We start from the raw sequence: 24,910 nt of genomic DNA on the forward strand, positions 1-24,910 counted from the left end.
GTCGAGGCGGTGTTCACCGCCCCACAAGGCGGACCCCCGGGTGACGGCATCACCCAGGGGTCCGCCGGTGGGCCGGGCCCACGCGGTGCGCCGGAGGGCCCGTCAGACGGAGACGCGCTCGAAGACCGCGGCCAGGCCCTGCCCGCCGCCGATGCACATGGTCTCCAGCCCGTAGCGGGCTTCGCGGCGGCGCATCTCGTGGGCCAGCGTCGCCAGGATGCGGGCTCCGGTGGCGCCCACGGGGTGGCCGAGGGAGATGCCCGAGCCGTTGACGTTGATCCGCTCGTGGTCGGCGTCGGTCAGCCCGAGTTGCCGGGTGCAGGCCAGGACCTGCGCGGCGAAGGCCTCGTTCATTTCGATCAGGTCCAGGTCCGCGAGCCCCAGGCCCGCGCGCTCCAGCGCCGTGCGGGTGGCCGGGACCGGGCCGATGCCCATCGTGCCGGCCGGGACGCCCGCCCTGGCGAAGGAGACCAGACGTACCAGCGGTGTCAGTCCCAGCCGGTGGGCCGTCTCCGTGCTTGTCACGAGGCAGGCGGCGGCCGCGTCGTTCTGTCCGCTGGCGTTGCCCGCGGTGACCGTCGCGTCCGGATCGGACGTGATGGTCACGGGCCGCAGCGCGGCCAGCTTCTCCGCCGTCGTGTCGGGACGCGGGTGCTCGTCCGCACAGACCAGCGTCTCGCCCTTCTTGGTGCGCACGGGCACGGGCACGATTTCTTCGGCGAACAGTCCGGCCGCCACGGCCCGCCCGGCCCGCGCTTGAGAACGCAGGGCGAGGGCGTCCTGGTCCTGCCGGCTGATCGCGAACTCACGCCGCAGGTTCTCCGCGGTCTCGATCATGCCGCCCGGCACCGGGTGGTTGACGCCGCCCGCCGTCACTCGGCCACGCGCGAGCGAGTCGTGGAGCTGAAGGCCCGGGCCCTTGATGCCCCAGCGGCCCTCATGGGTGTAGTACGGAGCCGCGCTCATCACGTCGACCCCGCCGGCGATCACCACGTCACTGAAGCCGGAGCGGACCTGCATGGCCGCGTCCAGCACCGCCTGGAGCCCCGAGCCGCAGCGGCGGTCGATCTGGACTCCTGTCACGGACACCGGAAGCCCCGCGTCCAGAGCCGCCACCCGGCCGATCGCCGGGGCGTCCGAGGTCGGATAGGCGTGACCGAGGATCACCTCGTCGACCCGCTCGGGGTCGATGCCGGTCCGGCGGACGATCTCCGCGATCAGGTGCGCGGCAAGAGCGGCGGGCCGCAGACCCGACAGGCCACCGCCGAATCTGCCGATCGGGGTGCGGAGAGGTTCGCAGATGACGACATCGGGCTGACCGGACATGTCGGGTGCCTTCCTTGGGCGGGCGGGTGATGTTCGTCCCGACCTTTCCACCGGCCGACTGGCCCGGTCCAATATCCGATTCCAGCTCGATTGAGACGCCAGGGCACTCAATCCCGGTGTTCGCCGATCAGCCCCGCGGGGGTCGGCAACGCCTCGGCGGCCACCGCCAGCACACTGCGCAGCGCTGCCGAGGGATTGTCCGTACGCCAGGCGAGCGCGGCCTGGAGGCGGATCGGCGGCCCGGCCAGCGGCCGGTGCACCAGGCCCGTCTGCTGGATGTGCAGACAGGAGGAGAGCGTGAGGGTCACGCCGACCCCCGCGGCCACCAGCGCCAGGATGGTGTACGAGTCGGGGGCCTCCTGCACCACCCGCGGATGGAAGCCGGCGTCCTCGCAGACCCGGAAGGTGGCGTCGCGCAGCGTCGACCCGGCATTGGCGGGGAAGCTGACGAACGGCTCGGCCGCCAGGTCCGCCACCGAGATCCGCTCGCCGGCGGCCAGGGGGTGGTCCTGCGGCAGCGCGCACAGCAGCTCCTCCTCGCCGATCACCCGCGTCTCGACGCCCGGCCGGCCGGCGGGCAGCCGTACGAAGCCGAGGTCGAGAGAGCCGTCCGCGACCTTGGCCAGGGCGACGTCGGCGTAGGTCTGGCCCTGCATCACCAGCTCCAGGCCGGGGTGGGCGGCCCGTACCGCCCGGGTGAGCAGCGGCAGCGTGTGGTGCGAGGAGGCGCCGGCGAAGCCGACGGTGACCCGCCCGTACTCCCCGCGGCCCGCGGCCTTCGCCACCCGTACGGCGATGTCGAGGTCAGCAAGCACCGTCTGCACCGGCTCGAGGAACGACTGGCCGGCGCTGGTGAGGCGTACGGAGCGGGTGTTGCGCTCGAAGAGCTGCACGCCCAGCTCCTTCTCCAGCTGGCGGATCTGCTGGCTCAGCGGCGGCTGCGCCATCTGGAGCCGCTTGGCGGCACGGCCGAAGTGCAGCTCCTCGGCCACCGCGAGGAAGGAGGTCAGGTAGCGCAGTTCCACGGTCGTCCCGTTCTGTTCCATCCGGATTCCGCTGGACGCCGTGTCTTTTTCGTTCGGCGTCTCAATGCGACCTTAATTCGGTATTGGACAGTAATCAATGGTGCTGGCAGCGTGTGCGCCGTGGACAAGACCATGACGATGAAGGACGCGATCGCCTCGTTCGTGCACGACGGCGACACGGTGTCCCTCGAAGGCTTCACCCATCTCATCCCGACGGCCGCCGGGCACGAGATCATCCGGCAGGGGCGCAAGGACCTCACCGTTGTCCGGATGACGGCGGACATCGTGGTGGACCAGCTGCTGGCCGGCGGCTGCGTCACCAAACTCGTCTCGTCCTTCGTGGGCAACTCCTCCGCCGGCTCGCTGGGAGAGCTACGGCGCCGGATCGAGCGGGCGGACCCCGAGCCGCTGGCCTTCGAGGAGTACAGCCACTACGGCATGATCTGCCGCTACCTCGCAGGCGCCCAGCGGCTCCCCTTCTATCCCCTGCGCTCCTACGCCGGCAGCGACCTCCCCTCGGTCAACCCCGGCATCCGCAGGGTCACCTCGCCCTACCCGGGCCCCGACGGCTCCACCGAGCAGATCTACGTCGTACCGCCGGTCAACCCGGATGTGACGATCATTCACGCGCAGCGCGCCGACCGCTCCGGAAACACCCAGGTCTGGGGCCTCACCGGAGTCCAGGCCGAGGCCGTCTACGCCGGCAGGAGGGCGGTGGTCGTGGTCGAGGAGATCGTCGAGGACGACGTCGTCCGCTCCGACCCCAACCGCACCATCATTCCCTCGCACGCCGTACACGCCGTCGTGGCCTGCCCGCGTGGAGCCCACCCGTCCTTCGCGCAGGGCTACTACGACCGGGACAACGCCTTCTACCGGGCCTGGTCGCACATCAGCAAGGACCCCGAGCGGTTGCGGGACTGGATGGACGAATGGATCCACGGCACCCGCGACCACGCCGAGTACGTCGCCAAACAGGGCGAGGACTTCTGGGCCGGCCTGGCCGTCGGCGAAGCGATGAGCCTGCCCGTCAACTACGGACGGCGGCTGTGAGCACCTCGACACCAGTGGACGGACCGACCGACCGGGAGCAGGACATGACCGCCGCCACCGCGACCTCCTCGGAGCTGCTCTCCGTCGTCGCCTCCCGCGAACTCGCCGGGAAACGAACCGCCTTCGCCGGAATCGGCCTGCCCACCCTGGCCGCCTCCCTCGCACACCTCACCGTGGCGCCCGGCCTCGAGATCGTCTACGAGTCCGGCGTCTGCGGCGCCCACCCCTCGCATCTGCCCGAGACGATCGCCGACGCGGTCCTCATCACCGGCGCGGAGGCCGTCCTCTCCATGGCGACCCTCTTCGGCTCCGTACTCCAGGGCGGCCACATCGACGTCGGTTTCCTCGGCGCCGCCCAGATCGACCGCCACGGCAACCTCAACTCCTCGGTCATCGGCGACTGGGACAAGCCGAAGGTCCGCCTGCCCGGATCGGGCGGTGCCATGGAGGTCATGGCCAACTCCCGCGAGGTGTTCGTGGTGATGCGCCGCCACGACCCGCGTTCCTTCATGGCCGAACTCGACTTCTGCACCTCGCCCGGACCCGACCGCGCGCTCGCCGACGGCATCACGCCGCTGGGCGCGGGTGTCACCCGCGTCATCACCGACCTGGGCATCCTCGCCCGCGCGGGTGCGGGGGAGGACTTGCGGCTCGTGGCCGTGCACCCGGGCGTCACCGTCGACCGGGTCCGCGCCGCCACCGGCTGGGACCTGCAGGCCGCCGACGAGGTCACCACCATCGAACCGCCGACCGCGGCGGAACTGCGGCTGCTGCGCGAGGACGTGGACCCGGGCCGCGTCTACCTGCGCTGAAGCGCCGCTGAGGGACGCGTTCCGACGAACGCGGACGCCGCCCCCGAGACACCGTCCCGATGGGCGCGGCCAGTGCGCCGAGACCGCGTCCCGACGGAGGCGGAGACCGTGCGACCGGAGACGAACAGACGAGGGAAACCGTATGCGCATCAGAGTTGTCGGGGCCGGGGTCATGGGGCGTGGCATCGCCCAGTGGGCCGCGACCGCGGGACACACCGTCGAACTGGCCGACGCCCGGCAGGAGTCCGTGGACGAAGCCGTCGGCTTCATCGCCGGGATGCTCGACCGCGCGGTCGAGAAGGGCCGCCTCGAAGCCGAGGAGGCCGCGGCCGCGGCCGAGCGGCTGGTGCCGCTGGAGTCACCACTGGCTCCCGGCGACGCGGTGGACCTCGTCATCGAGGCCGTCCTGGAGGACCTGGCGGTCAAGACGGACCTGCTCACGAGCCTGGAGAAGGTGCTGCCGGCCTCGGTGGTCTTCGCGACCAACACCTCCTCGCTCTCCGTCACCCGGATCGCGGCACAGTTGGCGGACCCGACGCGCCTGGCAGGACTTCACTTCTTCAACCCCGTACCGCTGATGAGGATCGCCGAGGTGATCCCCGGCGCCGCCACCCGCCCCGGCCTCGTGCCGCTCCTCGTCGACCTCGTGAAGAGCGGCGGGCACCGGGCTGTCGTCGTCGCCGACACCCCCGGCTTTCTCGTCAACCACGCGGGGCGAGGCCTGATCACCGAAGCGCTCGCCCTCCTGGAGGAGGACATCGCCGATGTGGCCGGGATCGACCGGATCGCCCGCGACGTGCTCGGGCTGCGCATGGGTCCGTTCGAACTCACCGACCTCACCGGGCTGGACGTCACCGCCTCGGTCATCGACACCGTCTGGCAGGGCTTCCGCCACTGTGACCGCCTGCGTCCCTCGTATCTCACACCGAACCGGGTGGCCGCAGGCCTGCTCGGCCGCAAGACCGGTCGCGGCTTCCACGACTACCGACCCGACGGCCCCGGCATCCTCGCCGAACCCCCCGTCACCGGCATCCTCGCCGAACCCCCCGTCACCGGTGATGCCGCCCGAGCCGTTCATGTGCCCGGAGACACACCGGACGCCCGGGAGCTGCGTCGCGTGCTCGGTGCCGCCGGAGCCGTGCTCGACCCGGCACCGGGAGCGGCCGAGCGGACCCTGGTGCTCATCCCGGTCTGGGGAACCACCGTCGCGGCGGCCGTCGCAGAGTTCGGTCTGCCCCCGGGGCGCACCCTCGGCGTCGACCCGCTCTCCCTCACCGCCCCCCGCCGGGTGCTGGCCACGACCCCGGCCTCGGACCAGGACGCGGTGCGCGACGCACGCGCCGTACTGGCCCGATCCGCCGGCTCCGGGCAGCCGCCCGCCGTCTCCGTCGTGCGCGACACGGCCGGTTCCGTGGCCCAGCGGCTGCTCGCCTCCGTCGTCTCGGTCGCCGCCTCCATCGCCGAACGCGCCATCGCCACGCCCGCCGACATCGACCTCGCCGTCACCACCGGTCTCGGCTATCCGCACGGCCCCCTAGCCTGGGGCGACCGGATCGGTGCCGCCCGCATGCTCGCCCTGCACCGGGCGCTGCACGAGACCACCGGCGACCCGCGCTACCGGCCCACCCGCTGGGTCACGGAGCGCGCACAACTGGGCCTGCCGCTCACCGAACCGGGCACCCCGCCCCCGCACACGGCCCGCTGACACGCCCACCCCGCGCACGGCCCCGCACGGGCGGCAGAGGGGTCAGCGCGGGTCCCTCGGCGCGTACGCCACCGGGTCGGCGAGGACGTCCTGGACGACGAGGGCCGCCGCGCCGCGGGCGGCGTCCGCGGCGGAGGAGGAGGCCCGGAGGCGGGAACCGGCTGCCCGCCACAGGCCGGAGACGACCCGGGTCTCGAGCTCCGCGTCCGCCGGTGGGGCCAGCCACGTCATGAGCCGGCGGTAGATGCCGCCCAGCACGACAGCGTCCGGGTCGAAGAGATTCACCGCGCCGGACAGTACGCGGCCGAGCGCGGTGCCCGCCCCGGCGAGCGCCGCGAGCGCCGCGTCGTCACCCGCGCGTGCGCGGCGTTCCAGCTCGGCGACGCCCGCGGCACCGGCGTGTTCGTCGAGGCCTGCCGCACGCAGCAGCGCCGACTGGCCCGCGTACTGCTCCAGGCAGCCGCGCGAACCGCAGCGGCACAGAGGGCCGTCGTCAAAGACGCAGACGTGACCGATCTCGCCGGCGAACCCGTTGACCCCCCGCAGCAGTTCGCCGCCCAGCACCAGTGCACCGCCCACGCCGATCTCGCCGGTCAGGTACAGGAAGCTCCTTGCCTCTCCGAGGCCGCCGAACCACAGCTCGGCCAACGCCGCCAGATTCGCCTCGTTCTCCGAGCGGACCCCCATCGCGGGCAGTCCGGGCCGCAGTGCGGCGAGCGCCTCGGCGAACGGAGCCTCCGCGGCCACCGCGGTCCACCCGAGGTTGGGCGCCTGGCACACCGAGCCGTCGGCGACGAGACCGGGCAGGGCCAGCGCCGCTCCGACCGGCCGCAGGTCCTGTTCAGCGGCGGACGCGAGCGCCCGCGCGGCGATCCGGGCGGCTCGGTCGAAGACCTCCGCGGGTGCGGAACCCCGGTTGTCCAAGTGCTCCACGAGCCGTACCCGGTCGGTACCGGCGAGGTCGACGACGCAGACGGATACGTAGTCGACGTTGATCTCGACGCCGATGCCCGCGAGGCCGGTGCGAGCGACCTTCAGTACCGTGCCCGGTCGCCCCGCCTGGCCGCTGAACGTCTTGCCGGACTCGGACAGGAAGCCGCTCTCCAGCAGCTGTTCGACCAGCGAGGAGACGGCGGCACGGGTCAGCCCCACGCGCACGGAGACGCCGGCCCGGGTCGCCTCGCCCTGGTCGCGGACCGCCCGCAGGACCAGGCTGAGGTTGTGCCGTCGCACCGTCTCCCGGTCCGCCTTCGGCTCGAGCGGCGTCCGGCGGGCCGTGCGGCCGCCGAGCCCGCGTGATGGATTGCCGTTCATATTGCCGCCGAGCCTAGGCGATGCAGGGTCGCCGCCGCCGGTCGATCCCCGGGGCACGCCCCCGGGCGCCCCGCCCCCGCTGTGCGCCGCCCCGGACTCCGCGTCTCGATCGTCTCCCCTCTACGGCCTGGCGGCCGTGGGAGGTGCCCCCCGGCGGGGCTGGGTGTGGCCATCGTCGGGTGCCGCCCCGAACCCCGGCTCGCGATCTCTCCCCGCGGCCTGCGGCCGTGGGAGGTACCGCAACGCGGCTGGACGCGCCGGGGCAGTCCCCCGAGGGCACGACGCGGAGCACGTCAACAGGGCCCGGGACCCGCCCCGCCACGTGCGGAGCCGGACGTCGGCACCGAAAGAGGGGGCGGGGCGGAGCGGGGGACATGCCTCGAGCAGAGGGCCACGCACGCACCCGCCACGCCCCGAACCTCACGCGTCCGCCGGGTCGGCCTCCCGCTCGCCGCGGCGCTCCTTCGCGATCCGCAGCTCGTCGTCGCTCAGCGGCGGGCCCTGCAGCGGCGGCAGCTTCGGCCCGCGCAGCACCGCCAGCGCGACCTCCGGCCGCAGCAGCGAACTGGTCCGCGCGGACAGCGTCATCACGTCGAACAGCGCCTTGGCGACGAGGGGCCGACCCGTCGCCGTCAGCATCAGCCGGTCGACGTAGTGCCGCAGCACCTTCGCCGCGACGCCGGGGTCCTTGCCGATCGCGCCCGGATAGAGGATGTCCTGGCCGGTGGCCAGGTCCCACGCCGTGCCGACCGGCCCGGCGAGCGACCGCTGCACCCGGCGGGCCAGCCCCGGCGAGGTCACGCCGTGTGCGGCCAGGGCCCGGCGCAGCTCGAGGACGCCCTGGGCGGCGACCGACATCCCGTGCCCGTAGACGGGGTTGTAGGTGGCCACCGCGTCGCCGATCGCCACGAAGCCCTCCGGCCAGGTGGCGGCCTTCTCGTAGTAGCGCCGCCGGTTGACGGTGCTGCGGGAGACGACGACCTCGGTCAGCGGCTCCGCGTGGGTGATGAGCTCGCCGACGACGGGATGCCGGACGGAGCGGGCGAAGTCCCCGAACTTGTCAGCGGCGTTCGTCGGCTGCCCGCCGCGCGTGCCGGACAGCGTCACCAGCCAGCGCCGGCCCTCGAGGGGAACGATGGTGGCGGTGCAGCCAGGTCGCGGCTCACGGGCGTCGGCCTGCACGTTGACGACGGGGTACTCGTCGGAGCCGTCGGGGGCGCGGAAGATCCTGCTCGCGTAGGCGAGACCCGAGTCGACGCTCTCCTCGCGCACCTTGGGCAGCCCCAGCGACTGCAGCCATTCCGGGGCACGCGAGCCGCGGCCGCTCGCGTCGACGACCAGGTCCGCGGCGAGCACGCGCTCGTTCCCCGCCTCGCCGCGCACCCGTACGCCGTCGACGACCCCGGCACCGCCCTCGAGGCCCAGCAGTTCGGTGCGCTCGAGGACGACGACCCGCGGGTCGGTGACCACCTGTTCCCGTACGACCCAGTCGAGCAGGTCCCGGCTGCACGCGATGACGAACTGCATCTCCGGGAAACGCCGGAACCAGCCCTGCGCCGACATCGACACCAGCCCGGTGGGCAGCGGGATCCGGCGTGCGCCCGCAGCGAGCCAGCGGTCGGTGGTGCCCGGCAGGAGGGACTCGATCGCCCGCGCGCCGCCGGACCACAGCAGATGGGCGTGGTGTGCCTGCGGCAGGCTCCTGCGCGGCCGCGGCCCCTCAGGGAGGGTGTCGCGGTCGACGACCGTGACCTGCTCGACGTACTCGCGGAGCACGCCGGCCGTCAGCATGCCGGCCAGGCCGCCGCCGATCACGACGGCTCTGCGGGCCGTGGCCCGGCCGTTTCTCAGAGGATCGCTGCTCATAGGGTGCCGCTCTCCGACCTTGCCGCACGCGTACGCGCTGCTTCGACGACGGGTGAATGACGCAGCGCGAGGGACATCCGCACGAGATCGCGCGGTCCCTCGGCTGTCGCTGATGTGTAAGTCTCGGCCGACTTCATGATCTGTCCTTCGGGGTCGGCGGCCCGGGCCCGCAGGGCGTCGGCGACCATCGCCGCGTCCGCCACCGCCTGGGCCTGCCGCGGGTCGGCGCCGGCGGCGACGGCCCGGTCGAACGAGCGGGCACGCAGCTCCCGGTCGAAGTACGGGTCGAGCTGCAGTATCCCGTCGTGGATGTCGGACTCGCGCTGAGTGACGCGAAGTTCCACGGGGGAGAACAGCGAGATCCGTACGGAGGGCGTGCCCTGGGGAGAAGCGGTGCGCAGCTCGCGCCAGAGGGTGCCCAGACGGCGGTACGAGGCCCAGGCGTGCCAGGTGTCCGACATGCGCTGGCCGACGAGCGGCAGAATGAAGCCGAGGGCGCTCAGGAGCGCGCCGACCGAGGCGAGCGGCGGCGCCGCCAGGGTGGAGAGCGCGTCCCAGTCCAGACCCGCCCAGCGGGCGAAGACGGCGGAGAACTTGCTCACCCCGTAGGCGAGGTTGAAGAGCGACCCGACGACGATGATCACCAGACCGCCGCGCAGCCAGCTGCTGACCTTCAGGGACCAGCGCCAGCACAGTGCGGTCATGCCCACGGCCGCCACGCTGTGGGCGACGAGGTAGAGCACGATCATTTCGCGGATGTACGGCGTCGTGGCGTAGTGCGTGTCCAGGTCCCGCAGCCGCTCGACGGGCGCCTCGCCCTGTATGAACAGCACGAGCAGGGCCACGACGACCACGCTGTAGGCGCCGACCCAGCGGCGGGAGATCAGCCGGGTCTCCTCCGGCGGCCCGCCGCGCCAGTTGACGAGCAGCACCAGGCAGGACGCGCTGAACGCGGTCAGGATGCAGTAGACCAGTGGCGCGGAGAAGTTGGGTACGCCGGTGATGCGGTTGACGGCGGCGATGGTGGGCGGCGCGGCGAAGAAGAACGTGGACGCGCCGAGGACCAGCAGGGCGCAGACGGAGCGGAGCAGCGGGTCGCGCCAGTCGCGCAGCATCCCCGGGATTTTGAACGCGAGTGCGAATCCCAGAGCGGCAGCGGGTATGTAGTAGTCCGGACCTTCCACGCCTCAGCCCTGTGGCCCGCGATATCCCAAGGACGCCTCGATACGGCCCGCCAGTCCGTCGCGCCGCACCGGCCCGCGGCCGGTCGAACCGGCGAGCCAGGCCCGGCACTTGCTGCCCAGCAGCAGTCCGAAGCTCTCCGCCTGGTTCTCTTCTTCCTGCTCGAAGCGGGTACGCGCGGCGACCCGGAGAACGGTGGCCTGGAGATCGGCTTCGTCGGACAGCAGCCGTGCGGCCACGGCCGCGCCCTCGACGTGGTGGTTGCAGTGCCCGGCCTGCATGTGCCACAGCTCATGGCCGAGGATCACCAGCTGGTGGTCGGGGGCGGTGCGCTCCTCGATGACGACGAGGTCCTGTTCCGCCATGTCGAGCCACAGGCCACTGGCGGTGCCGGGCGGGAAGGAGGCCATGCGGTAACGGACGGGCCTGCCACGCCGTTTGCTCATGCCCTCGCACAGGGCGGTGTAGAGGTCTGCCGGGTCCGCAGGGGCAGGCAGATCGATTCCGCCGACCAACTCGCCGCACAGCCGGCGCATCTCCTTGCCTATGCTCACCGCTCTCCTCTCCCCGTCAGAACCTGTTGAGACACGTACAAAAGGAAATCTGTCCGGAAATCAGGTCTCTCCGGAGGTGCCCGGCCCCGGCTTCACGCTCTCCAGGAGCATGTCGAGCCACTCGGTCACTTTGTCCCGGTGCTTGTCGGTGGGCAGTTGGGCCGCCCGCCACGCGATCCCGCGCACGCCGTGGTCCTGCAGCAGCCGCTCGAGCGGGTCGCCGTCGCCGGCGAAGTCCTGGAGCAGACTCTGCTCGGTGCGCTGGAGGGCGCTGTCGAGCGCGTCGGTGTCGTCGGCGGTCAGGAAGCCGGCGTGCACCTTGAAGAAGCGCTGAATCGCGTCACAGTGCTCCATCGTCGGCCGGCGATCGCCGTTGATCAGGGCGCCGGCCTGCTGACGGGACATGCCCGCTCCGTCGGCGATCTCCTGCTGGGTGTAGCGGCGGCCGTTGGGCTTGAGCCGGGTGCTGCGCAGCAGGTCGAAGCGTTGCAGGAAGCGTGCCTGCAGGTCCGGTTCGCCCGCCGGCCGTCCGTCGAGGAGGGCGCGCACGACGTCGGTGGGCACTCCCGAGGCCTCGGACAGATTCCGGACGTCGAAGACCTCGTCATGGCTCATTCCGAGCTTGTCCGCAAGTTCGGCGACCCGGGCAATCGATGCCGCCAGAGGGCCTGTGGCCGTCGGACCCGGAACCGAGAAGCCGTCTGTCACCAGTAGGTCTCCTAGATCACGCGAGGTGGCCCCGCATCCTGAGGGGCTGCCCGGAGGTTAACCCTTTCGGGCCATGGCAGCCAGGTCTTGCCACAGCTGTGGCGCGAATTGTGCGCTCGGCCGCGCCGAATGCCACGATAGTTGACATCTTCTGGTCGGCGGTAGCAGGATCGCCACACGGGGTGAAGATCCAAAGGGCGTCGCCGCGGCGGGACTTGCAAGACGTGCGAGAAGCTTCGAGAAGGGTGGCGTTCTCGATGACATACGAGGCGGGCGTCGAACGCCCAGGCGGACGCGGGCGTCTGAGCTGCGCCGGCGGCACACGCGTCGCGGCTCGTACGAAGCGGCTGGGTGACGCGCTCAAGCGGCGCCGCGAGGAGCTGGGCCTGAGCCTCGACGACGTGGCGGCCCGTCTCGGCATCTCCGCCTACGTGTACGCCACTTGGGAGCGCACACCCGGCCGTGACTGGTCGGAGGACACGCTCTGCGCCCTGATCGACGCACTGGAACTGAACGACCAGCAGCGCGGCCGCCTGTTGCGTCTCGCCGTCGACCGGGACACGCCGACGGTGCAGCGCGGCACCTCTGAGTGGAACGCTCCCGTCAGGCCTTCCGGACCGGTACCGCCGTCGGGGCCGCCGCGCCGGCCCGCGCCCGTCCGGCCCACCGCGCCCGTCCCGGCGCCGGTGCCCGTACGGCCGCCCGAGCCGCAGGAGCCGGTGCAGCCGGCCGACCCTGTCGACCCGGCGACGGCTGCCTACCTGCGCGACTACGCCGCGATGATGGACGCGGTGCCGCTGCCGTCCGTGCTCTTCGACCGGCGCTGGGACGTCGCCCACACCAACCCCGCGTTCGATGCACTGTTCCGTGGCATAGGGCCGCACGCGACCGCCATGCCGCAGCAGAACTTCCTGCGGTTCGCGCTGTTCCATCCCGACGCGCGCACGGTGCTCGTCGAGCACGAGACGAACTGGTGCCTGCCGCTGATGGCGCAGCTCGCCGCCGCCCTCGACGAGCACGGTGACGACGGGGCGCTTCAAGCCATTCGCGACGACATCGCCGACGATCCGATCATGGACGCCGCCTACCGGTGCGGTCTGTCGCACTGGATGAGCACGGTGGGCGCCCTCGCGATCCACCACGACGGGGCGGTACGGCCGGTGAACCACCCCGACCCGCGCTGGGGCCGCACCGACTGCCGGATCATCGACGAGACGCCGACGACCTTGCAGGCCAAGGGGTTCACCCGGATGACGCTGGTGCTGCGTGAGAACCACGCGGCCGCGGTGCCGGGCGGCGTTCGCGGCAAGTCCCATCTGCGAGCGGTCTCCAGCGGCTGACCGGTGGCCCGTCCGGGTCCTGATCGGCCTGAGGCCGATCCTCCCGGGGCACGCCTCATCCGCCGCGTACGCCTCATCCCCCTCGAACTGCGAACACCTATCGCAGCGACGCCACGGCCCATTCCGCCACGACGGCCACCGCGACGCCCACGCCCAGCACCAGCGTTGCCCACCGTGTGCGCCCCGCGCGGCTGAGGACCAGTGCGCTGCCGGACAGGATCAGCGCGATGCCGTAGAAGCCCACGGTGAGTACCGAGTGGGTACTGCCCAGTCGCAGCACCAGCGTTGCCGCCACGGCGATCATGATGGCGGCCGAGAGGGCTATGCGAACACGACGGGCCTGGCGCGGTGTGAGGCCCCGCCGCTCGGGGCCCGTATTGGCTTCTGACATGGGCAGAAGCCTATCCGGCGGATCCTCGCCCGGCCCGGCTGACCCCGGGGTCCGGCCCGCTCACCGCCGACCCGCGCCGCCGGCGCCCGCCGGCCACAGCGGGGCCCTGCCGGTGAGCTGGCATGCCATCAGATAAAGCGGAATCGGTGGCGTGTACGCGCTCGGCCCCTCGGGCCGGAGGATGAGCCGGGCATCGGCGGCCGGCACCCGCGCGCCACGGGCGTAATGGGAGGGGAACGGCCAGGTCAGATCCAGGTCCGAGCCCGCCGGCACGATCCACCACCACCAGTGGTTGTCGGCGAAGACGCAGCCGCTGCCCGGCATGCGGCCGAGCAGGCGGAACCCGTAGCGCGCCGGGACGCCGACGGCGTCGCACCCGAGATCGGCGCTGAGGCCGGCCGGCACGTCGAGCCGGGTGAGCCGGTCGGCGTGGTCGCGGCGAACGCCCCGGGAGAGGAGCGTCGCCAGGTTCCTCGTCACGGCCATTCCGCGGTCAACGGCGTTTCCTTGAAGGGCGATCTGGGCTCGCAGGGCAGCTCCGCCCAGACGACACGTCCCGTGCCCGGCGCGGCGTCGTGCGTGCCCCAGGCGCAGCTGACCGCTTCGACGAGCAGCAGTCCGCGTCCGCGCTCGCGTTCCCCCTCGGCCCCGCGGCAGACCCGCGGTCCGGTCGGAGTGGAGCCCTGGTCCTGCACGGTGACACGCAACCGGTCGGCGGCGGCGAGGAGTTCGCAGGCGACCAGGTGGCCGCCCGTGTGCACGATGGCGTTGGTGAACAGCTCGGAGACGACGAGCAGCGCCGTGTCGTGAGGATCCCCCTCCACGCCCCAGCTCGCCAGCCGTGCGGACACCAGCTTTCTCGCCCGTGAGACCTGTTCGACGCGCGCCGGCAACTCGAAGGCATACCGGTGGGGTTCGGGCTCCGTGTGGGGGGCCAGGAGCTCGGTGGCGAGCGCGTCACGGTTCACTCGACCACTCTCCCGCTGCACCAACCACATTGGCAAGCCCCACTATGAATAATTCAGAGTGGGCATATTCATCCGCCGGGGCCCGTGGCACACTGCTCGCACACAGCACGTGGGGAGGTCTCGAAGTGAGTGAACCGCGGTCCGCCCCCACCGTGGGTCAGGTCGTCCTCGGCAAGCGCCTGCAGCATCTGCGGGAGCAGGCCGGTCTGAAGCGCGAGGAAGCGGCGAAAGTGCTGCGCGTCGCCCCCGGCACCATCCGCAGGATGGAAACGGCCGAGGTCGCGCTGAAGATCCCCTATGTGCAACTGCTGCTGGGCGCCTACGGGATCGCCGAGGCCGAGGCCCGCGGTTTCGTCGAACTGGCCGAGGAGGCCAACAGGCCGGGCTGGTGGCAGCGTTTCCACGACGTTCTGCCGAACTGGTTCAGCATGTACGTCAGCCTGGAGGGTGCGGCGAGCCTCATCCGTGCGTATGAACCCCACTTCGTGCCCGGCCTGCTGCAGACCGAGGACTACGCCCGGGCGATCATGCTCGGCGGAGCGATCGGCCACACCGAACCGGCCGACATCGAACGACATGTGGCGCTGCGCATGGAACGCCAGTCCCTGCTGACCCGGCCGGACGCCCCCAAGCTCTGGGTGATCATGGACGAGACGGTGGTGCGCCGTCCCGTCGGCGGACCGGGCGTGATGAAGGCCCAGATCGACAAGCTGCTCGAGGGTGCGCGGCTGCCCAACGTCACCCTGCAGATCGCGGAGTTCGCGTCCGGCCACCATCCCGGCACCTACGGGCCGTTCGTGCTCTTCCGGTTCGCCGTGCCCGAGCTCCCGGACATGGTCTACAGCGAGTACCTGACCGGTGCCGTCTATCTCGACGCGCGACCCGAGGTCGCCACGCACCTCGAGGTCATGGACCGCATGGCGGCCCAGGCCGCGTCGGTGCAACGCACGAAGGAGATCCTCGACGATCTCCGCAAGGAGCTGTGAATGCAACGTATATACAACGGCATGCCGGCCGCCGAGCTGGGTGAGGAGGGCTGGCACAAGCCCTGGAGCGGCGGCAACGGCGGCAACTGCGTCGAAACCATGAAACTGGCCGACGGCAGGATCGCGGTGCGCCAGTCCGCGGATCCCGACGGGCCGGCCCTGATCTACACCTCCGGTGAGATCGAGGCGTTCATACAGGGAGCGAAGTCCGGCAAGGCGGACTTCCTGGTCAACTGACCTGCCGTCGCGGGGGCAGCAGCGTCACCAGGAAGCTCTGGGCAGCGGACACGTTCCCTGCTGAGTCGACCGTCCGGTACTCGATCGTGTGGGTGCCGTAGTTTGGCGTCGCATCGTCCCAGGGCACCACTCTGGGCGTGCCGAGCTTGCCGTACACCAGGTCGTCGATCACCGTGCCGCCGGGCGTGAAGCGGTAGGGCGCGTCGGCGTCGGTCGGCCAGCCGTAGTACGTCTGCCATCCGTCGCCGTCGACCCGGAACTCGCTCACCGGATGGCCCTCGTGGTCGTCGCGGGCGGTCAGCTTCATCGTGAACGGGCCGTCGTACACGTACTCCACGGGTCGGCCGGGCCGGTGGACCGTGCGCAGCGGCTCGGACAGTTCGTACGCCGCCTTCGCCGGGGAGGCGTCCACGGTCCAGGCCAGTGAGGCCTTCGTACCGGGGATGCGGGCGGTGAGTTCATGGGGCCCGGGCCGCAGGCGCAGTGCGCCGAGGTCCAGGTCGCGGTCGTTGCCCGGGTTGGCCACGGGACGGCCGTCGATCGCCCAGCGCACTGCCACGCGGCGGTGGGCGGGGTGGGTGGTGTCCGCATGGACGACCGTCTCGGCGCCGACCGGGGCGCCGGTGTCGGTGTGCCCCGTGAAGCCGGGGGCCACGGTGTCCCGGGGAGTGGTGACGGACGTGTCCACCGCCCAGGTCACGCTCCGGGTCAGCGCGGAGGAGGACCGGATCGCCGGGTCGCGGACGAACGGCGTGGGATCGGTGACGGTCGCCGTCAGTGAGTACGTGCCGGGCCTCAGCCCGAGCCGGCGCAGGTCCACCGTGCGTGCGTCACCGGCTGTACGGAGCCGCTTGCCGTCCAGCCGCCAGACGACGTCGAGTTCGCCTCCGACCGGATGCAGCGTGTCCACCCATACCGTGCGGTCGTCGCCGATGGCGGCGGCGTTGGGCGTGTGGCCCGCGACCAGGTTCACCTTCGCGGAGATCCTCTGCACCATGATCTCGCGTTCGATCTGGTCGAAGGGGTAGCCGAGCGTCTTCATCATGGAGTGTCTGCTGGGCCGCCACACCCCCTTGGTGCTGTACATCCCGCCCTCGTGGCGGCCGATGACCCCGCCGGACTCGCTCTCCTCGCCCAGCCAGCGCCACCACTTGGCCCGCTGCTGCCGCATCTCGTCCTCGGTGAGCAGCGTGTGGTGCGCGGAGGCGGGTTCGCCGCCGGTGTACGTGCCGCCGGGGACACCGCGTGCGTAGTAGTCGTACTCGTCCTGGAGCTTGCCCAGCGAGTGGCCGATCTCGTGCGGCGTGATCAGCGACGAGAGTGCGTTGCCGCCGGACGCGGTGGCGTACGTGCCGCCGGCGCCGCCGTACGTGTCGCTGTTGGCCAGCGCCACGATCTGCCGGTTGGCGCTCGCCGTGCCGGGCACCAGGTCCGCGAGCGCGGTCGCCGCGCCGCTGTCGACGGTGAGCAGCCGCTGGACGCTGCCGGCGTTGCACCCGCCCCAGAAACCCATGCCGAGCGGTGTGTCGCGGCGCGGGGCATCGAGGCCGGGGTCGCAGTCCACGCCTGAATCGGCCGACGGCAGTTCGACCGCCCACACGTTGACGTACGAGCGGTAGGACGCGAACGGCTCCGTGGACCAGAGCACGTTCAGATGCTTGTCGACGTCCGCCCGGAAGTCGGGCATCTCCTCCGCGGTGTAGCCGTCGCCCAGCACCACGAGGTTGAAGCGCTTGTCCGCGGGCCCTGTGGTCTGCACCGGCACGACGGTCGCCGCGTCGGTCGGGCGGACCTCCGCCTGCGCGGGCGCGGTGCCCGGACCGAGGACGAGGGCGGACAGGAGGGCGCCCGCAGTGGCGAGCAGGGCCGCCCGGCGGCCCGGTGAACCGGCTGAGGTCATGGTGATGCAGCGTACGGCCGTCATCAACGGTGAGTAAAGATGAGGGAGTTGACTGGGTGCTCCGAGGGAGGGGGGACAACGAGCGGCCCGTTGCCGGGGGTGAGGGAACCGAGCACGCGCGCCTCCCGCGCCCCGGTGCACGCGGGCACGGTGCCGGCCAGTCCGTGCACGGTCAAAAAGCCCAGCACCGCGAACGCGTACGCCTCCTTGGCCGCCGCCGGCACACCCAACTCGTCCGAGGTGCGCAGCGGTGTACGGGCCAGCTCGGCACGGAGCGCCGCCATCAGGGCGGGGTTGCGTGTGCCGCCGCCGGAGGCCACGACCTCGCTCGCGCCGAGCGGCCGTACGGCGTCCGCGACGGTACGTGCGGTGAGCCGGGTCAGTGTGGCGACCACGTCCTCGGGCGCGAGAGCCTCGAAGCCGGACAGCGCGGCACGCAGATGGCCCGCGTGGAACAGCTCCTTGCCGGTGGTCTTCGGTGGCGGCAGCCGGTAGTACGGTTCGCGGAGCAGTCGTTCGAGGAGCGGCGCGTGCACCTGTCCGGCCGCTGCCATGGCTCCGTCCTCGTCGTACACCGCCCGGCCTCCGGTCAGCTCCGTGACGGCCGTGTCGATCAGGGCGTTCGCGGGCCCCGTGTCGAACGCGATCGGGTCGCCCGACGCGCCCGCCACCGTGACATTGGCGATCCCGCCGAGATTGAGTGCCGCCGGCACCCCCGGCCGGCCGCGCAGCCACAGCACGTCCACCAGGCTCACGAGCGGGGCGCCCTGGCCGCCCGCCGCGACGTCCCGCGGACGGAAGTCCGCCACGACCGGGCAGCCCGTCGCCTCGGCGATCCACGCGGGCTGCCCCAGTTGCAGTGTGCCGTGGACCCGCCCGTCCTGTGCCCAGTGGTACACCGTCTGGCCGTGTGAGGCGATCAACTCGGTTCGTCCGTCGCACAGTTCACGAGCAGCACGAACGGCGGCCGCCGCGAAGGCCTGTCCGATGCGGGTGTCGAACCGGCACACCTGCGCCAGTGTTGTTGCGGCGGGCGGCAGCGCCGCTGTCAGCGCGGCCCGCAACTCGTCGTCGTACCTCTCGCTGATCATGCCGAGCGGAGTGACGGCCAGAGTGTTGTCCACCAGCGCGATGTCGGCCGCCGCAGCGTCGATCGCGTCGAACGATGTCCCCGACATCAGCCCGACGACCCTCATCGCAGCGCCCTGCGGTGGTCGTCGCCCCGTAGTGTGAGCAGCGCGAACACACTGACAGCGCACGTCGTGGCGGCGTAGTAGGCGGGGATGTCCACGTTGTCCGTACGCTTGATCAGCTCCGTGATGACGAGCCCCGCGCACCCCGAGAAGACCGCGTTGGACAGCGAGTAAGCGAGCCCGAGACCCGTGCAGCGCACCGACGTGGGGAACATCTCGGCGAGCATCGCGGGCCCCGGCCCTGCCAGCAGGCCCACCACGGCTCCGGCGGCGAAGACGGCGGCCCCCTTCGTCGCCGTCGAAGTGCTCGCGTCCTGAAGAAGGTTCATCAGCGGCAGCGCCAGCAGCACGACCAGCACCGCCCCCGTCAGCATCACCGTGCGCCGGCCGATCCGGTCACTGATCAGGCCCGCGGGGATGATCGACGCGGCGAAGCCCAGGTTCGCCAGGACCGTGGCGATCAGCGCCTCCTGGAACGAGGCGTTCAGCGCCGACTGCAGGTAGGAAGGCAGCACCACCAGGAAGGTGTAGCCCGCTGCCGCCCAGCCCATGATCCGCCCCGCGCCCAGCAGGATCGCCCTGACCACCTCGGCCGTGGGCGGCGGCGCGACCGGCTCCGTGTCCGCCTTGCGGAAAACGGGCGTCTCCTCGAGCCGCAGCCGCAGCCACAGGGCGACCGCTCCCAGCGGCAGGGTCAGCAGGAACGGGAGCCGCCAGCCCCAGTCGTTGAGCGCACCCTCGGAGAGCACCGTCGCCAGCACCGCCGCGACACCCGCGCCGCCGAGCAGCCCGAGCGCGACCGTGAACGACTGCCACGCCCCGTACAGACCGCGCCTGCCGGGCGGCGCGAACTCCGTCATCAGCGACACCGCGCCCCCGAACTCGCCCCCTGCGGACAGGCCTTGGAGAATCCGCAGCAGGGTGAGCAGCCACGGCGCGGCCGCGCCGACGGTGGCGTACGTGGGCAGCAGCCCGATCAGAGTGGTGGCCAGCGTCATCAGACCGATGACCAGGATCAGCGTCGGCCGGCGTCCGATCCGGTCGCCGACCCGCCCGAACAGCGCCGCCCCCACGGGTCGGAAGAAGAACGCGAGCGCGAAGGACGCGTAGGTCTTCACCAGCCCCTCGACGTCGCTGCCGCCCTCGGGCGTGAAGAAGTTGGCGGCGATGATCGTGGCGAAGTAGCCGTAGACACCGAACTCGTACCACTCGACGAAGTTACCGACGGAACCGGCAACCAGGGCGCGACGGGAACGTGTCCGCGGGACGTCGGACCGTGCGGCGGAAGTTGTCATTCCTCCTTCCTGCCCACGGCGGCCCGCCGGGACTCACACCCCGGCACGGCCACCACCGCTGCGGCCGGCGGCAGCGACGCGCGGTACCGCTGGACTGCCCGCCGTCGACTCACGGGACCGTGGCGCCCCAGGCATCCTCAGGCGGCTCAGGCGGCGGCGAACGGTGCTCACGCCGTGCGTCGTGCAGCACGGAACCCCACCACAGCAGCTGGTCGAGCATCGTCTTCGCCGCGCCGTTCGGGCCCTCGGGGTCGAGCAAGGTGCCGTCTTCGCCGAAGAGTTCGTAGTAACGGGGGAACGAGACAACGTCGCGCACCGTATGGGCGTGCAGCTCACCGAAGACCTGCCGGAGCTGCTCGATCGCCAGCAGCCCGCCGCTGCCGCCGCTGTACCCCACAAAACCGATCGGCTTGGCCTGCCACTCGGTGTAGTGCCAGTCGATCGCGGCCTTCAGCGAGGCCGGGAAGCTGCGGTTGTAGTCCGGCGTCACCACCACGAACGCGTCTGCCGCGGCGAGCCGGCGCGTGAGACCGCGCATCTCGGCCGGCCGGTCCAGGTCCGGCTGCATCGCGGGCGGCACCGGAGGCAGCGCGAGTGGCAGCACAGTGTCCGCCAGATCGATCAGCTCGACCGAGAACTGACCGTGCTGTGTGGCCTGTTGAGCAAACCAATCGGCGACGGCCGGTCCGAAGCGGCCCTGCCGGACGCTTCCGACGATCACTGCCAGGTTGAGATTCTTCACGGACACAGGAGATTCCTCGCTTGTCGTACGGACCGGCCTTCGGGCCTTCTGTTCTCCCAGCCTGCCGTCCTGGGCGACGAGCAGGGAGGCCGGACCGAGGCTGGTAGTGGCAGGGCCACGATCCGGTCGCCCGCGCCTGTTACGTTCGAGCGGTGAGCGAGAACGAGCTGGGTCTGTTCCTGCGTACGCGCCGCGAGTCCGTCACTCCCGCCGACGTGGGCCTGCCGGCCGGCGCACGCCGCCGCACGCCCGGCCTGCGCCGGTCCGAACTCGCGACGCTGGCCGGCGTGAGCGTCGAGTACGTGACCCGTCTCGAACAGGGCAGGGACCGGCGGCCCTCCCCGCCCGTGCTCTCCGCGCTGGCCGACGCGCTGCGGCTCGCCCCGGGCGAACGCATCCATCTGCACCGGCTCACCAAGGCCTCCGGCGGAGGCTTCACCTGCATGGGCGGCGCGACGCCGAACCGGGTCGTCCGCCCCACGGTGCGGGCGCTGCTCGACCGACTGGAACCCACGCCCGCGGTGCTGCTCAACCGGCTGAGCGAACTGCTGGCCTGGACCCAAGGGTACGAGCGGCTCGCCGGTCCGGTCGGCCTCCTGGACGGCGACCCGCCGAACCTGGCCCGCTTCGTACTCACCGACGACCGGGCCCGCGCCGCCTGGCCCGACTGGAACCTCGTCGCCGACGAACAGGTCGCCGCGCTCAAGCAGGGGCCGTTCCGCGCGGACCCGCACATCGCCGCGCTCGTGGACGAGCTGACCGTCACTGCGGGCGCCTCGTTCACCGACCGGGTGGAGACGCTGCCGGGGCTGCCGCGGGCGAACGGCGTGACGCGCCTGGTTCACCCGGAGGCGGGGGAGCTCCGCCTGGACTACGAGACGCTGGACCTGGCGGTCGACGACGATCAGCGGCTGCTGGTCCACCTGCCGGCGGACGGGCCGACCGCCGCGGCCCTCGACACCCTCACGGGCCGCCGCCCGGGCGCGCTGCGGGCGGTCTCCGGCTGAGGTCCGGGGGAGCCGGAGGCGCAGGCACGTCCGGGCCCCTATGGCCGGTTCAGGTAGCCGAGGCCCGGATGCTCGGCCCGGTAGCCGTCGACGAGCCGGCGGGCGACGTTCACGGAGTCGACCAGGGGGTGCAGCGCGAAGGCCCTCACGGCGACCGCCCGCGAACCGCTCTCCGCCGCGTCCAGCACCTCGCGTTCGACGGCCTTGACCGCGGTCACGAGCCCGACGGCATGGAGGGGCAGGGGAGCGACCGCGACCGGATGCGCGCCGTCGGCGTCGACGAAGCAGGGCACCTCGACGACGGCATCCGCGTCCAGCACGGAAAGGGTGCCGCGGTTGCGGACGTTGAGGATCAGCGTGGTGCGCTCGTTGCGGGCGACGGCCCGCATCAGGGCGAGCGCCACCTTCTCGTATCCGCCGGACTCGAGATCGTCCTCGTCGCGCTCGCCGATTCCCGCGGCCTCTCGGTTGGCCGCCATGTAGGTGGCCTCGCGCTCGGCGAGCGTACGCCGCCAGGTGGCCAGGGGAGGCGTGCCGGGCTGCCGCATCTCCTCGTAGAAGCGTGCCTGCTGGGTGTGCAGGTAAGCGCCCCGGGTCTGCTTCGCCTCCTGGTAGGCGCGCACGGTCTCCCGGTTGAAGTAGTAGTAGTGCAGATACTCGTTGGGGATGGCGCCGAGCGTCCGCAGCCACTCAGGGCCGAAGAGCCGGCCCTCCTCGAAGGAGCCCAGCGCCTCGGTGTCGGCGAGCAGCCGGGGCAGTTGGTCGTGCCCGCCGACGCGCAGACCGCGCAGCCACCCGAGATGGTTGAGGCCCACGTAGTCGATCCATGCGGACGCCGGGTCGGCGCCCAGCGTCTTGGCCACCCGGCGTCCGAGACCCACCGGCGAGTCGCAGATGCCGATGACACGGTCACCGAGAACGCGGCTCATCGCTTCGGTGACCAGACCTGCCGGGTTGGTGAAGTTGATGACCCAGGCGTCGGGGGCGAGCTCGGCGACCCGGCGCGCGATGTCAACGGCCACCGGAACCGTGCGGAGGCCGTATGCGATGCCGCCGGCGCCGACGGTCTCCTGGCCGAGGACTCCTTCGGCGAGCGCGATCCGTTCGTCGGCGGCGCGGCCCTCCAGCCCCCCGACCCTGATCGCGGAGAAGACGAAGTCGGCACCTCGGAGGGCCTCGTCCAGGTCCGTGGTCGCGACGACGTCCGGCGCGTCCTTGTACGCGGCCGCCTGTTCCGCGAGCACTCCGGCGACGGCGTCCAGCCGCCCGGCGTCCACGTCGTGCAGGGCGACCCGCGTGACCCGGCCCTCCGCGTGATCGCCGAGCAGGGCCCCGTACACGAGGGGCACACGGAAGCCGCCGCCGCCGAGAATGGTGAGCTTCATGCCCGTACGCTACTCGCCGCGGCTGCTCGTCGGCCCCGGCCGCTGACCGGCCGGGTGTGCCGGTTCAGCCGAGGTCGAAGGCGTTGGGCAGGCCGAGACGGTAGCGGGTGCGGTCGTGGCGTCTGAGGGGTTCCATCTCCGGGGCGCGGAACAGGGGTGTGATCGTGCAGCGCGGCGCCGGGGAGCCGGTGCGGTCCAGCAGGGCGTTGACCGCCGCGCGGGCGGAGGCGTTGGCACCTTCCATGGTCGCCAGGTCGATGTCGACACTGACATAGTCCCCCGCCAGGTAGAAGTTCGGGATCCGGGTCCCGGCCCGGGGGCGGTTGTGGAACGTCCCCACAGGGTGGATGAGGAGTTCGTCGTCGTTGGTGGGGTTCGGGGTGCCGAGGCCGTCGACGCCGGGGTCGAGGAACCAGGAGTGCAAGGAGCTGTCCTTGAGGACCACCTTGCCGGTGTCGTTCAGCGCCGCCTTCAGCTGCGCCCACACCTCTTTGGCGACTTCGGTGCTGGTGCACTGCTTCGCGGTCCTGCCGTACAGGATGCCCGGCCGGTCCCACTCGGAGATGTCCACGGACACGCAGTCCACCGCCACTCCGTCGCCGTAGTCGGCGGGGAAGTCGCGATCCGGCCAGTGCGCCGCCTGCTGGATGGCCGTCAGGGACCAGGGCGAGTCGATGCAGTTGAGATGACCGTGCAGCATCGGGGCGCTCTCGGTCAGATAGAACTGGATGCCCGTCATCCAGTCGGTCTGCAGCTTGTCGCAGCGGGCGAGCTGCGGATCCGCCGCACGCAGCTCCGGGCCCCAGGTGCGCCGTGCGTGCTCCACCGGCATCGCGGAGATGTAGTGGTCGGCCGTCACCGACTCCCGCGCACCCTGCGGGTTCTCGACGACGGCACCCGTCACCTGCCCGGAGGCGTACTTCACCTCCCTCACGGTCCAGCCGACGCGGAACTCCACGCCCAAGGACTCGAGATGAGCCACCCAGGGGTCTATCCAGGCCTCGTTGGTGGGTGCGTCGAGGATCCGGTCGAGCGGTCCGTCGGCGCCGCGCCCGAGCGCGTTGAAGACGAAGGCCTCCAGAAGGGTGGCGACCGTGCGGGTGCTGGCCTCCTCCGCCTTGGTGGCCACGATGTTGCGGGTGAGTCCGACGGCGAGGATGCGCTGGTAGTCGTAGCTCATGTCCTCGGCCCTGATGAACTCCCACCAGGGCGTGCGTTCCCACGTACGGTCGCGGCGCTCGTCGCAGCTGGTGAGGAAGACCAGCAGACGGTTCACGAAGTACGCGGTCTCGTGGAACGGGATGGCGAGGGCCGTGTCGAGCAGGGCGGTCAATGCCCGGCGGATGTCGTCGAGGGTGAGGTCGGGTGGCTGGTGCCCGGGCCAGGGGAGGGGGATGCGCAGATCCTCACGGCCCGTGCGGGTGAACGACATCTCGGACGGCGCGACCAAATTGTCCCAGACGCCGTGCGGGTTCCCGGGGAAGGGGATGCGGCGCATGGTGTCGGGGAGGTTGTGGTAGATGCCCGGGATGAAACGGAAGCCGTGCTCGCCGGGGAGCGGTCTGCGCCCACCCTTCGCGCTGTCGGGTACGTCGATGCTTCTGGCCTTGCCGCCGAGGGCCCGGCGCTCGTACACGGTGACCCGTAAGCCGCGCTCAGCGAGTTCGTGAGCGGCCGTCAGTCCGGCGACGCCTCCGCCGAGGACGGCGACGGAAAGGGGTGGCGAGGCCTCAGGGGTGGCTGCCGCGGCGGTGTGGGCGACCCCCACGGTGCCGAGGGCCGCGGCGCCGCCGACGCCGGCGGCGCCTGCCATGAAGGTGCGCCGTGAGGTACGGGGCACGGTGTGTCCCGGACTGCGGTGTCCTGCATTGCGTCGGGAGGTGCCAGAACGGTCCATCCGAGCCCCCTTACCGTTGGTAACTGT

23 protein-coding genes are annotated in these 24,910 nt (G+C 71.7%); 7 read left to right on the forward strand and 16 right to left on the reverse strand.

Going from position 1 to position 24,910, the window contains the following annotated elements; all coding sequences use genetic code 11:
- Positions 1 to 102: 102 nt before the first annotated feature.
- Together ABZ070_RS00375 and ABZ070_RS00380 are read right to left on the reverse strand one after the other, a co-directional pair.
- Entirely contained in the window at positions 103 to 1,326 is a 1,224-nt protein-coding gene (locus tag ABZ070_RS00375; protein WP_356628247.1) for an acetyl-CoA C-acetyltransferase, read from the reverse strand.
- A gap of 107 nt (positions 1,327 to 1,433) precedes the next feature.
- The gene (locus tag ABZ070_RS00380) at positions 1,434 to 2,351 is read right to left on the reverse strand and encodes a LysR family transcriptional regulator (protein WP_356628346.1); all 918 of its coding nucleotides are present in this window, start codon (positions 2,349 to 2,351) and stop codon (positions 1,434 to 1,436) included.
- Positions 2,352 to 2,483: 132 nt separating this feature from the next.
- Here ABZ070_RS00380 and ABZ070_RS00385 point away from each other — a divergent pair, with 132 nt between their 5' ends.
- The 3 genes from ABZ070_RS00385 (at position 2,484) to ABZ070_RS00395 (ending at position 5,918) form a co-directional block, all read left to right on the forward strand.
- Complete coding sequence (locus ABZ070_RS00385; RefSeq protein ID WP_356628348.1) at positions 2,484 to 3,401, forward strand: CoA-transferase; 918 nt, start codon at positions 2,484 to 2,486, stop codon at positions 3,399 to 3,401.
- A 44-nt stretch (positions 3,402 to 3,445) separates the two neighbouring features.
- Entirely contained in the window at positions 3,446 to 4,213 is a 768-nt protein-coding gene (locus ABZ070_RS00390; RefSeq protein WP_356628249.1) for a CoA-transferase, read from the forward strand.
- 142 nt (positions 4,214 to 4,355) lie between these two features.
- The gene (locus tag ABZ070_RS00395; RefSeq protein WP_356628251.1) at positions 4,356 to 5,918 is read left to right on the forward strand and encodes a 3-hydroxyacyl-CoA dehydrogenase; all 1,563 of its coding nucleotides are present in this window, start codon (positions 4,356 to 4,358) and stop codon (positions 5,916 to 5,918) included.
- A 42-nt stretch (positions 5,919 to 5,960) separates the two neighbouring features.
- Here ABZ070_RS00395 and ABZ070_RS00400 read toward each other — a convergent pair whose 3' ends face one another.
- The 5 genes from ABZ070_RS00400 to ABZ070_RS00420 form a co-directional block, all read right to left on the reverse strand.
- Positions 5,961 to 7,232: an ROK family protein gene (locus ABZ070_RS00400; RefSeq protein ID WP_356628253.1), complete on the reverse strand. Its 1,272-nt coding sequence runs from the start codon at positions 7,230 to 7,232 to the stop codon at positions 5,961 to 5,963.
- A gap of 420 nt (positions 7,233 to 7,652) precedes the next feature.
- Positions 7,653 to 9,098 (reverse strand): FAD-dependent monooxygenase, encoded by a 1,446-nt coding sequence (locus tag ABZ070_RS00405; protein WP_356628255.1) that lies wholly within the window; start codon positions 9,096 to 9,098, stop codon positions 7,653 to 7,655.
- Entirely contained in the window at positions 9,095 to 10,282 is a 1,188-nt protein-coding gene (locus ABZ070_RS00410; RefSeq protein ID WP_356628257.1) for an MAB_1171c family putative transporter, read from the reverse strand. Before ABZ070_RS00410 ends, ABZ070_RS00405 begins: the two co-directional genes overlap by 4 nt.
- Positions 10,283 to 10,285: 3 nt before the next feature.
- Positions 10,286 to 10,816 carry a toxin-antitoxin system, toxin component gene (locus ABZ070_RS00415; protein WP_356628350.1) on the reverse strand — a complete coding sequence of 177 codons (531 nt, stop codon included), beginning with the start codon at positions 10,814 to 10,816 and terminating at the stop codon, positions 10,286 to 10,288.
- Between the two features lie 78 nt (positions 10,817 to 10,894).
- Complete coding sequence (locus ABZ070_RS00420) at positions 10,895 to 11,542, reverse strand: helix-turn-helix transcriptional regulator (RefSeq protein ID WP_356628259.1); 648 nt, start codon at positions 11,540 to 11,542, stop codon at positions 10,895 to 10,897.
- 257 nt (positions 11,543 to 11,799) lie between these two features.
- On the opposite strand from ABZ070_RS00420, the gene ABZ070_RS00425 reads away from it, so the two are divergent.
- Positions 11,800 to 12,882, forward strand: coding sequence for a helix-turn-helix domain-containing protein (locus tag ABZ070_RS00425; protein WP_356628261.1), 1,083 nt, complete (start codon positions 11,800 to 11,802; stop codon positions 12,880 to 12,882).
- 97 nt (positions 12,883 to 12,979) lie between these two features.
- Here the strand turns inward: ABZ070_RS00425 and ABZ070_RS00430 are convergent, their stop codons facing one another.
- From ABZ070_RS00430 to ABZ070_RS00440, 3 genes are read right to left on the reverse strand one after another with little or no spacing between them, the layout of a single operon-like run.
- Positions 12,980 to 13,273: a hypothetical protein gene (locus ABZ070_RS00430; protein ID WP_356628263.1), complete on the reverse strand. Its 294-nt coding sequence runs from the start codon at positions 13,271 to 13,273 to the stop codon at positions 12,980 to 12,982.
- A gap of 60 nt (positions 13,274 to 13,333) precedes the next feature.
- A complete protein-coding gene (locus ABZ070_RS00435; RefSeq protein ID WP_356628265.1) occupies positions 13,334 to 13,759 on the reverse strand; it encodes a hypothetical protein in 426 nt (141 codons plus the stop codon).
- On the reverse strand, positions 13,750 to 14,241 hold the full coding sequence (locus tag ABZ070_RS00440) for an ATP-binding protein (RefSeq protein WP_356628267.1): 492 nt from the start codon (positions 14,239 to 14,241) through the stop codon (positions 13,750 to 13,752). The genes ABZ070_RS00435 and ABZ070_RS00440 overlap by 10 nt, the downstream gene beginning before the upstream one ends.
- A gap of 125 nt (positions 14,242 to 14,366) precedes the next feature.
- On the opposite strand from ABZ070_RS00440, the gene ABZ070_RS00445 reads away from it, so the two are divergent.
- Positions 14,367 to 15,227 carry a helix-turn-helix transcriptional regulator gene (locus ABZ070_RS00445; RefSeq protein ID WP_356628269.1) on the forward strand — a complete coding sequence of 287 codons (861 nt, stop codon included), beginning with the start codon at positions 14,367 to 14,369 and terminating at the stop codon, positions 15,225 to 15,227.
- Positions 15,228 to 15,464: a DUF397 domain-containing protein gene (locus tag ABZ070_RS00450; RefSeq protein ID WP_356628271.1), complete on the forward strand. Its 237-nt coding sequence runs from the start codon at positions 15,228 to 15,230 to the stop codon at positions 15,462 to 15,464.
- Here the strand turns inward: ABZ070_RS00450 and ABZ070_RS00455 are convergent.
- From ABZ070_RS00455 to ABZ070_RS00470, 4 genes are all read right to left on the reverse strand, one after another.
- Positions 15,457 to 17,364, reverse strand: coding sequence for a M64 family metallopeptidase (locus ABZ070_RS00455; RefSeq protein ID WP_356628273.1), 1,908 nt, complete (start codon positions 17,362 to 17,364; stop codon positions 15,457 to 15,459). The two genes, ABZ070_RS00450 and ABZ070_RS00455, sit on opposite strands and share 8 nt — an antisense overlap.
- 23 nt (positions 17,365 to 17,387) lie before the next feature.
- Positions 17,388 to 18,560, reverse strand: a complete 1,173-nt coding sequence (locus tag ABZ070_RS00460; RefSeq protein WP_356628275.1) for an anhydro-N-acetylmuramic acid kinase — start codon at positions 18,558 to 18,560, stop codon at positions 17,388 to 17,390.
- A complete protein-coding gene (locus ABZ070_RS00465; protein ID WP_356628277.1) occupies positions 18,557 to 19,852 on the reverse strand; it encodes an MFS transporter in 1,296 nt (431 codons plus the stop codon). Before ABZ070_RS00465 ends, ABZ070_RS00460 begins: the two co-directional genes overlap by 4 nt.
- A gap of 109 nt (positions 19,853 to 19,961) precedes the next feature.
- The gene (locus ABZ070_RS00470; protein WP_356628279.1) at positions 19,962 to 20,600 is read right to left on the reverse strand and encodes an NAD(P)H-dependent oxidoreductase; all 639 of its coding nucleotides are present in this window, start codon (positions 20,598 to 20,600) and stop codon (positions 19,962 to 19,964) included.
- A 146-nt stretch (positions 20,601 to 20,746) separates the two neighbouring features.
- Here ABZ070_RS00470 and ABZ070_RS00475 point away from each other — a divergent pair, with 146 nt between their 5' ends.
- On the forward strand, positions 20,747 to 21,601 hold the full coding sequence (locus ABZ070_RS00475; RefSeq protein WP_356628281.1) for a helix-turn-helix transcriptional regulator: 855 nt from the start codon (positions 20,747 to 20,749) through the stop codon (positions 21,599 to 21,601).
- Between the two features lie 38 nt (positions 21,602 to 21,639).
- On the opposite strand, the gene ABZ070_RS00480 is transcribed toward ABZ070_RS00475, so the two are convergent.
- Positions 21,640 to 22,986 (reverse strand): 6-phospho-beta-glucosidase, encoded by a 1,347-nt coding sequence (locus ABZ070_RS00480; protein WP_356628283.1) that lies wholly within the window; start codon positions 22,984 to 22,986, stop codon positions 21,640 to 21,642.
- A gap of 64 nt (positions 22,987 to 23,050) precedes the next feature.
- Positions 23,051 to 24,799: an FAD-dependent oxidoreductase gene (locus tag ABZ070_RS00485; RefSeq protein ID WP_356628352.1), complete on the reverse strand. Its 1,749-nt coding sequence runs from the start codon at positions 24,797 to 24,799 to the stop codon at positions 23,051 to 23,053.
- Positions 24,800 to 24,910: the final 111 nt, after the last annotated feature.

This window comes from Streptomyces sp. NPDC006283 (assembly GCF_040613325.1).
Lineage (GTDB): Bacteria > Actinomycetota > Actinomycetes > Streptomycetales > Streptomycetaceae > Streptomyces.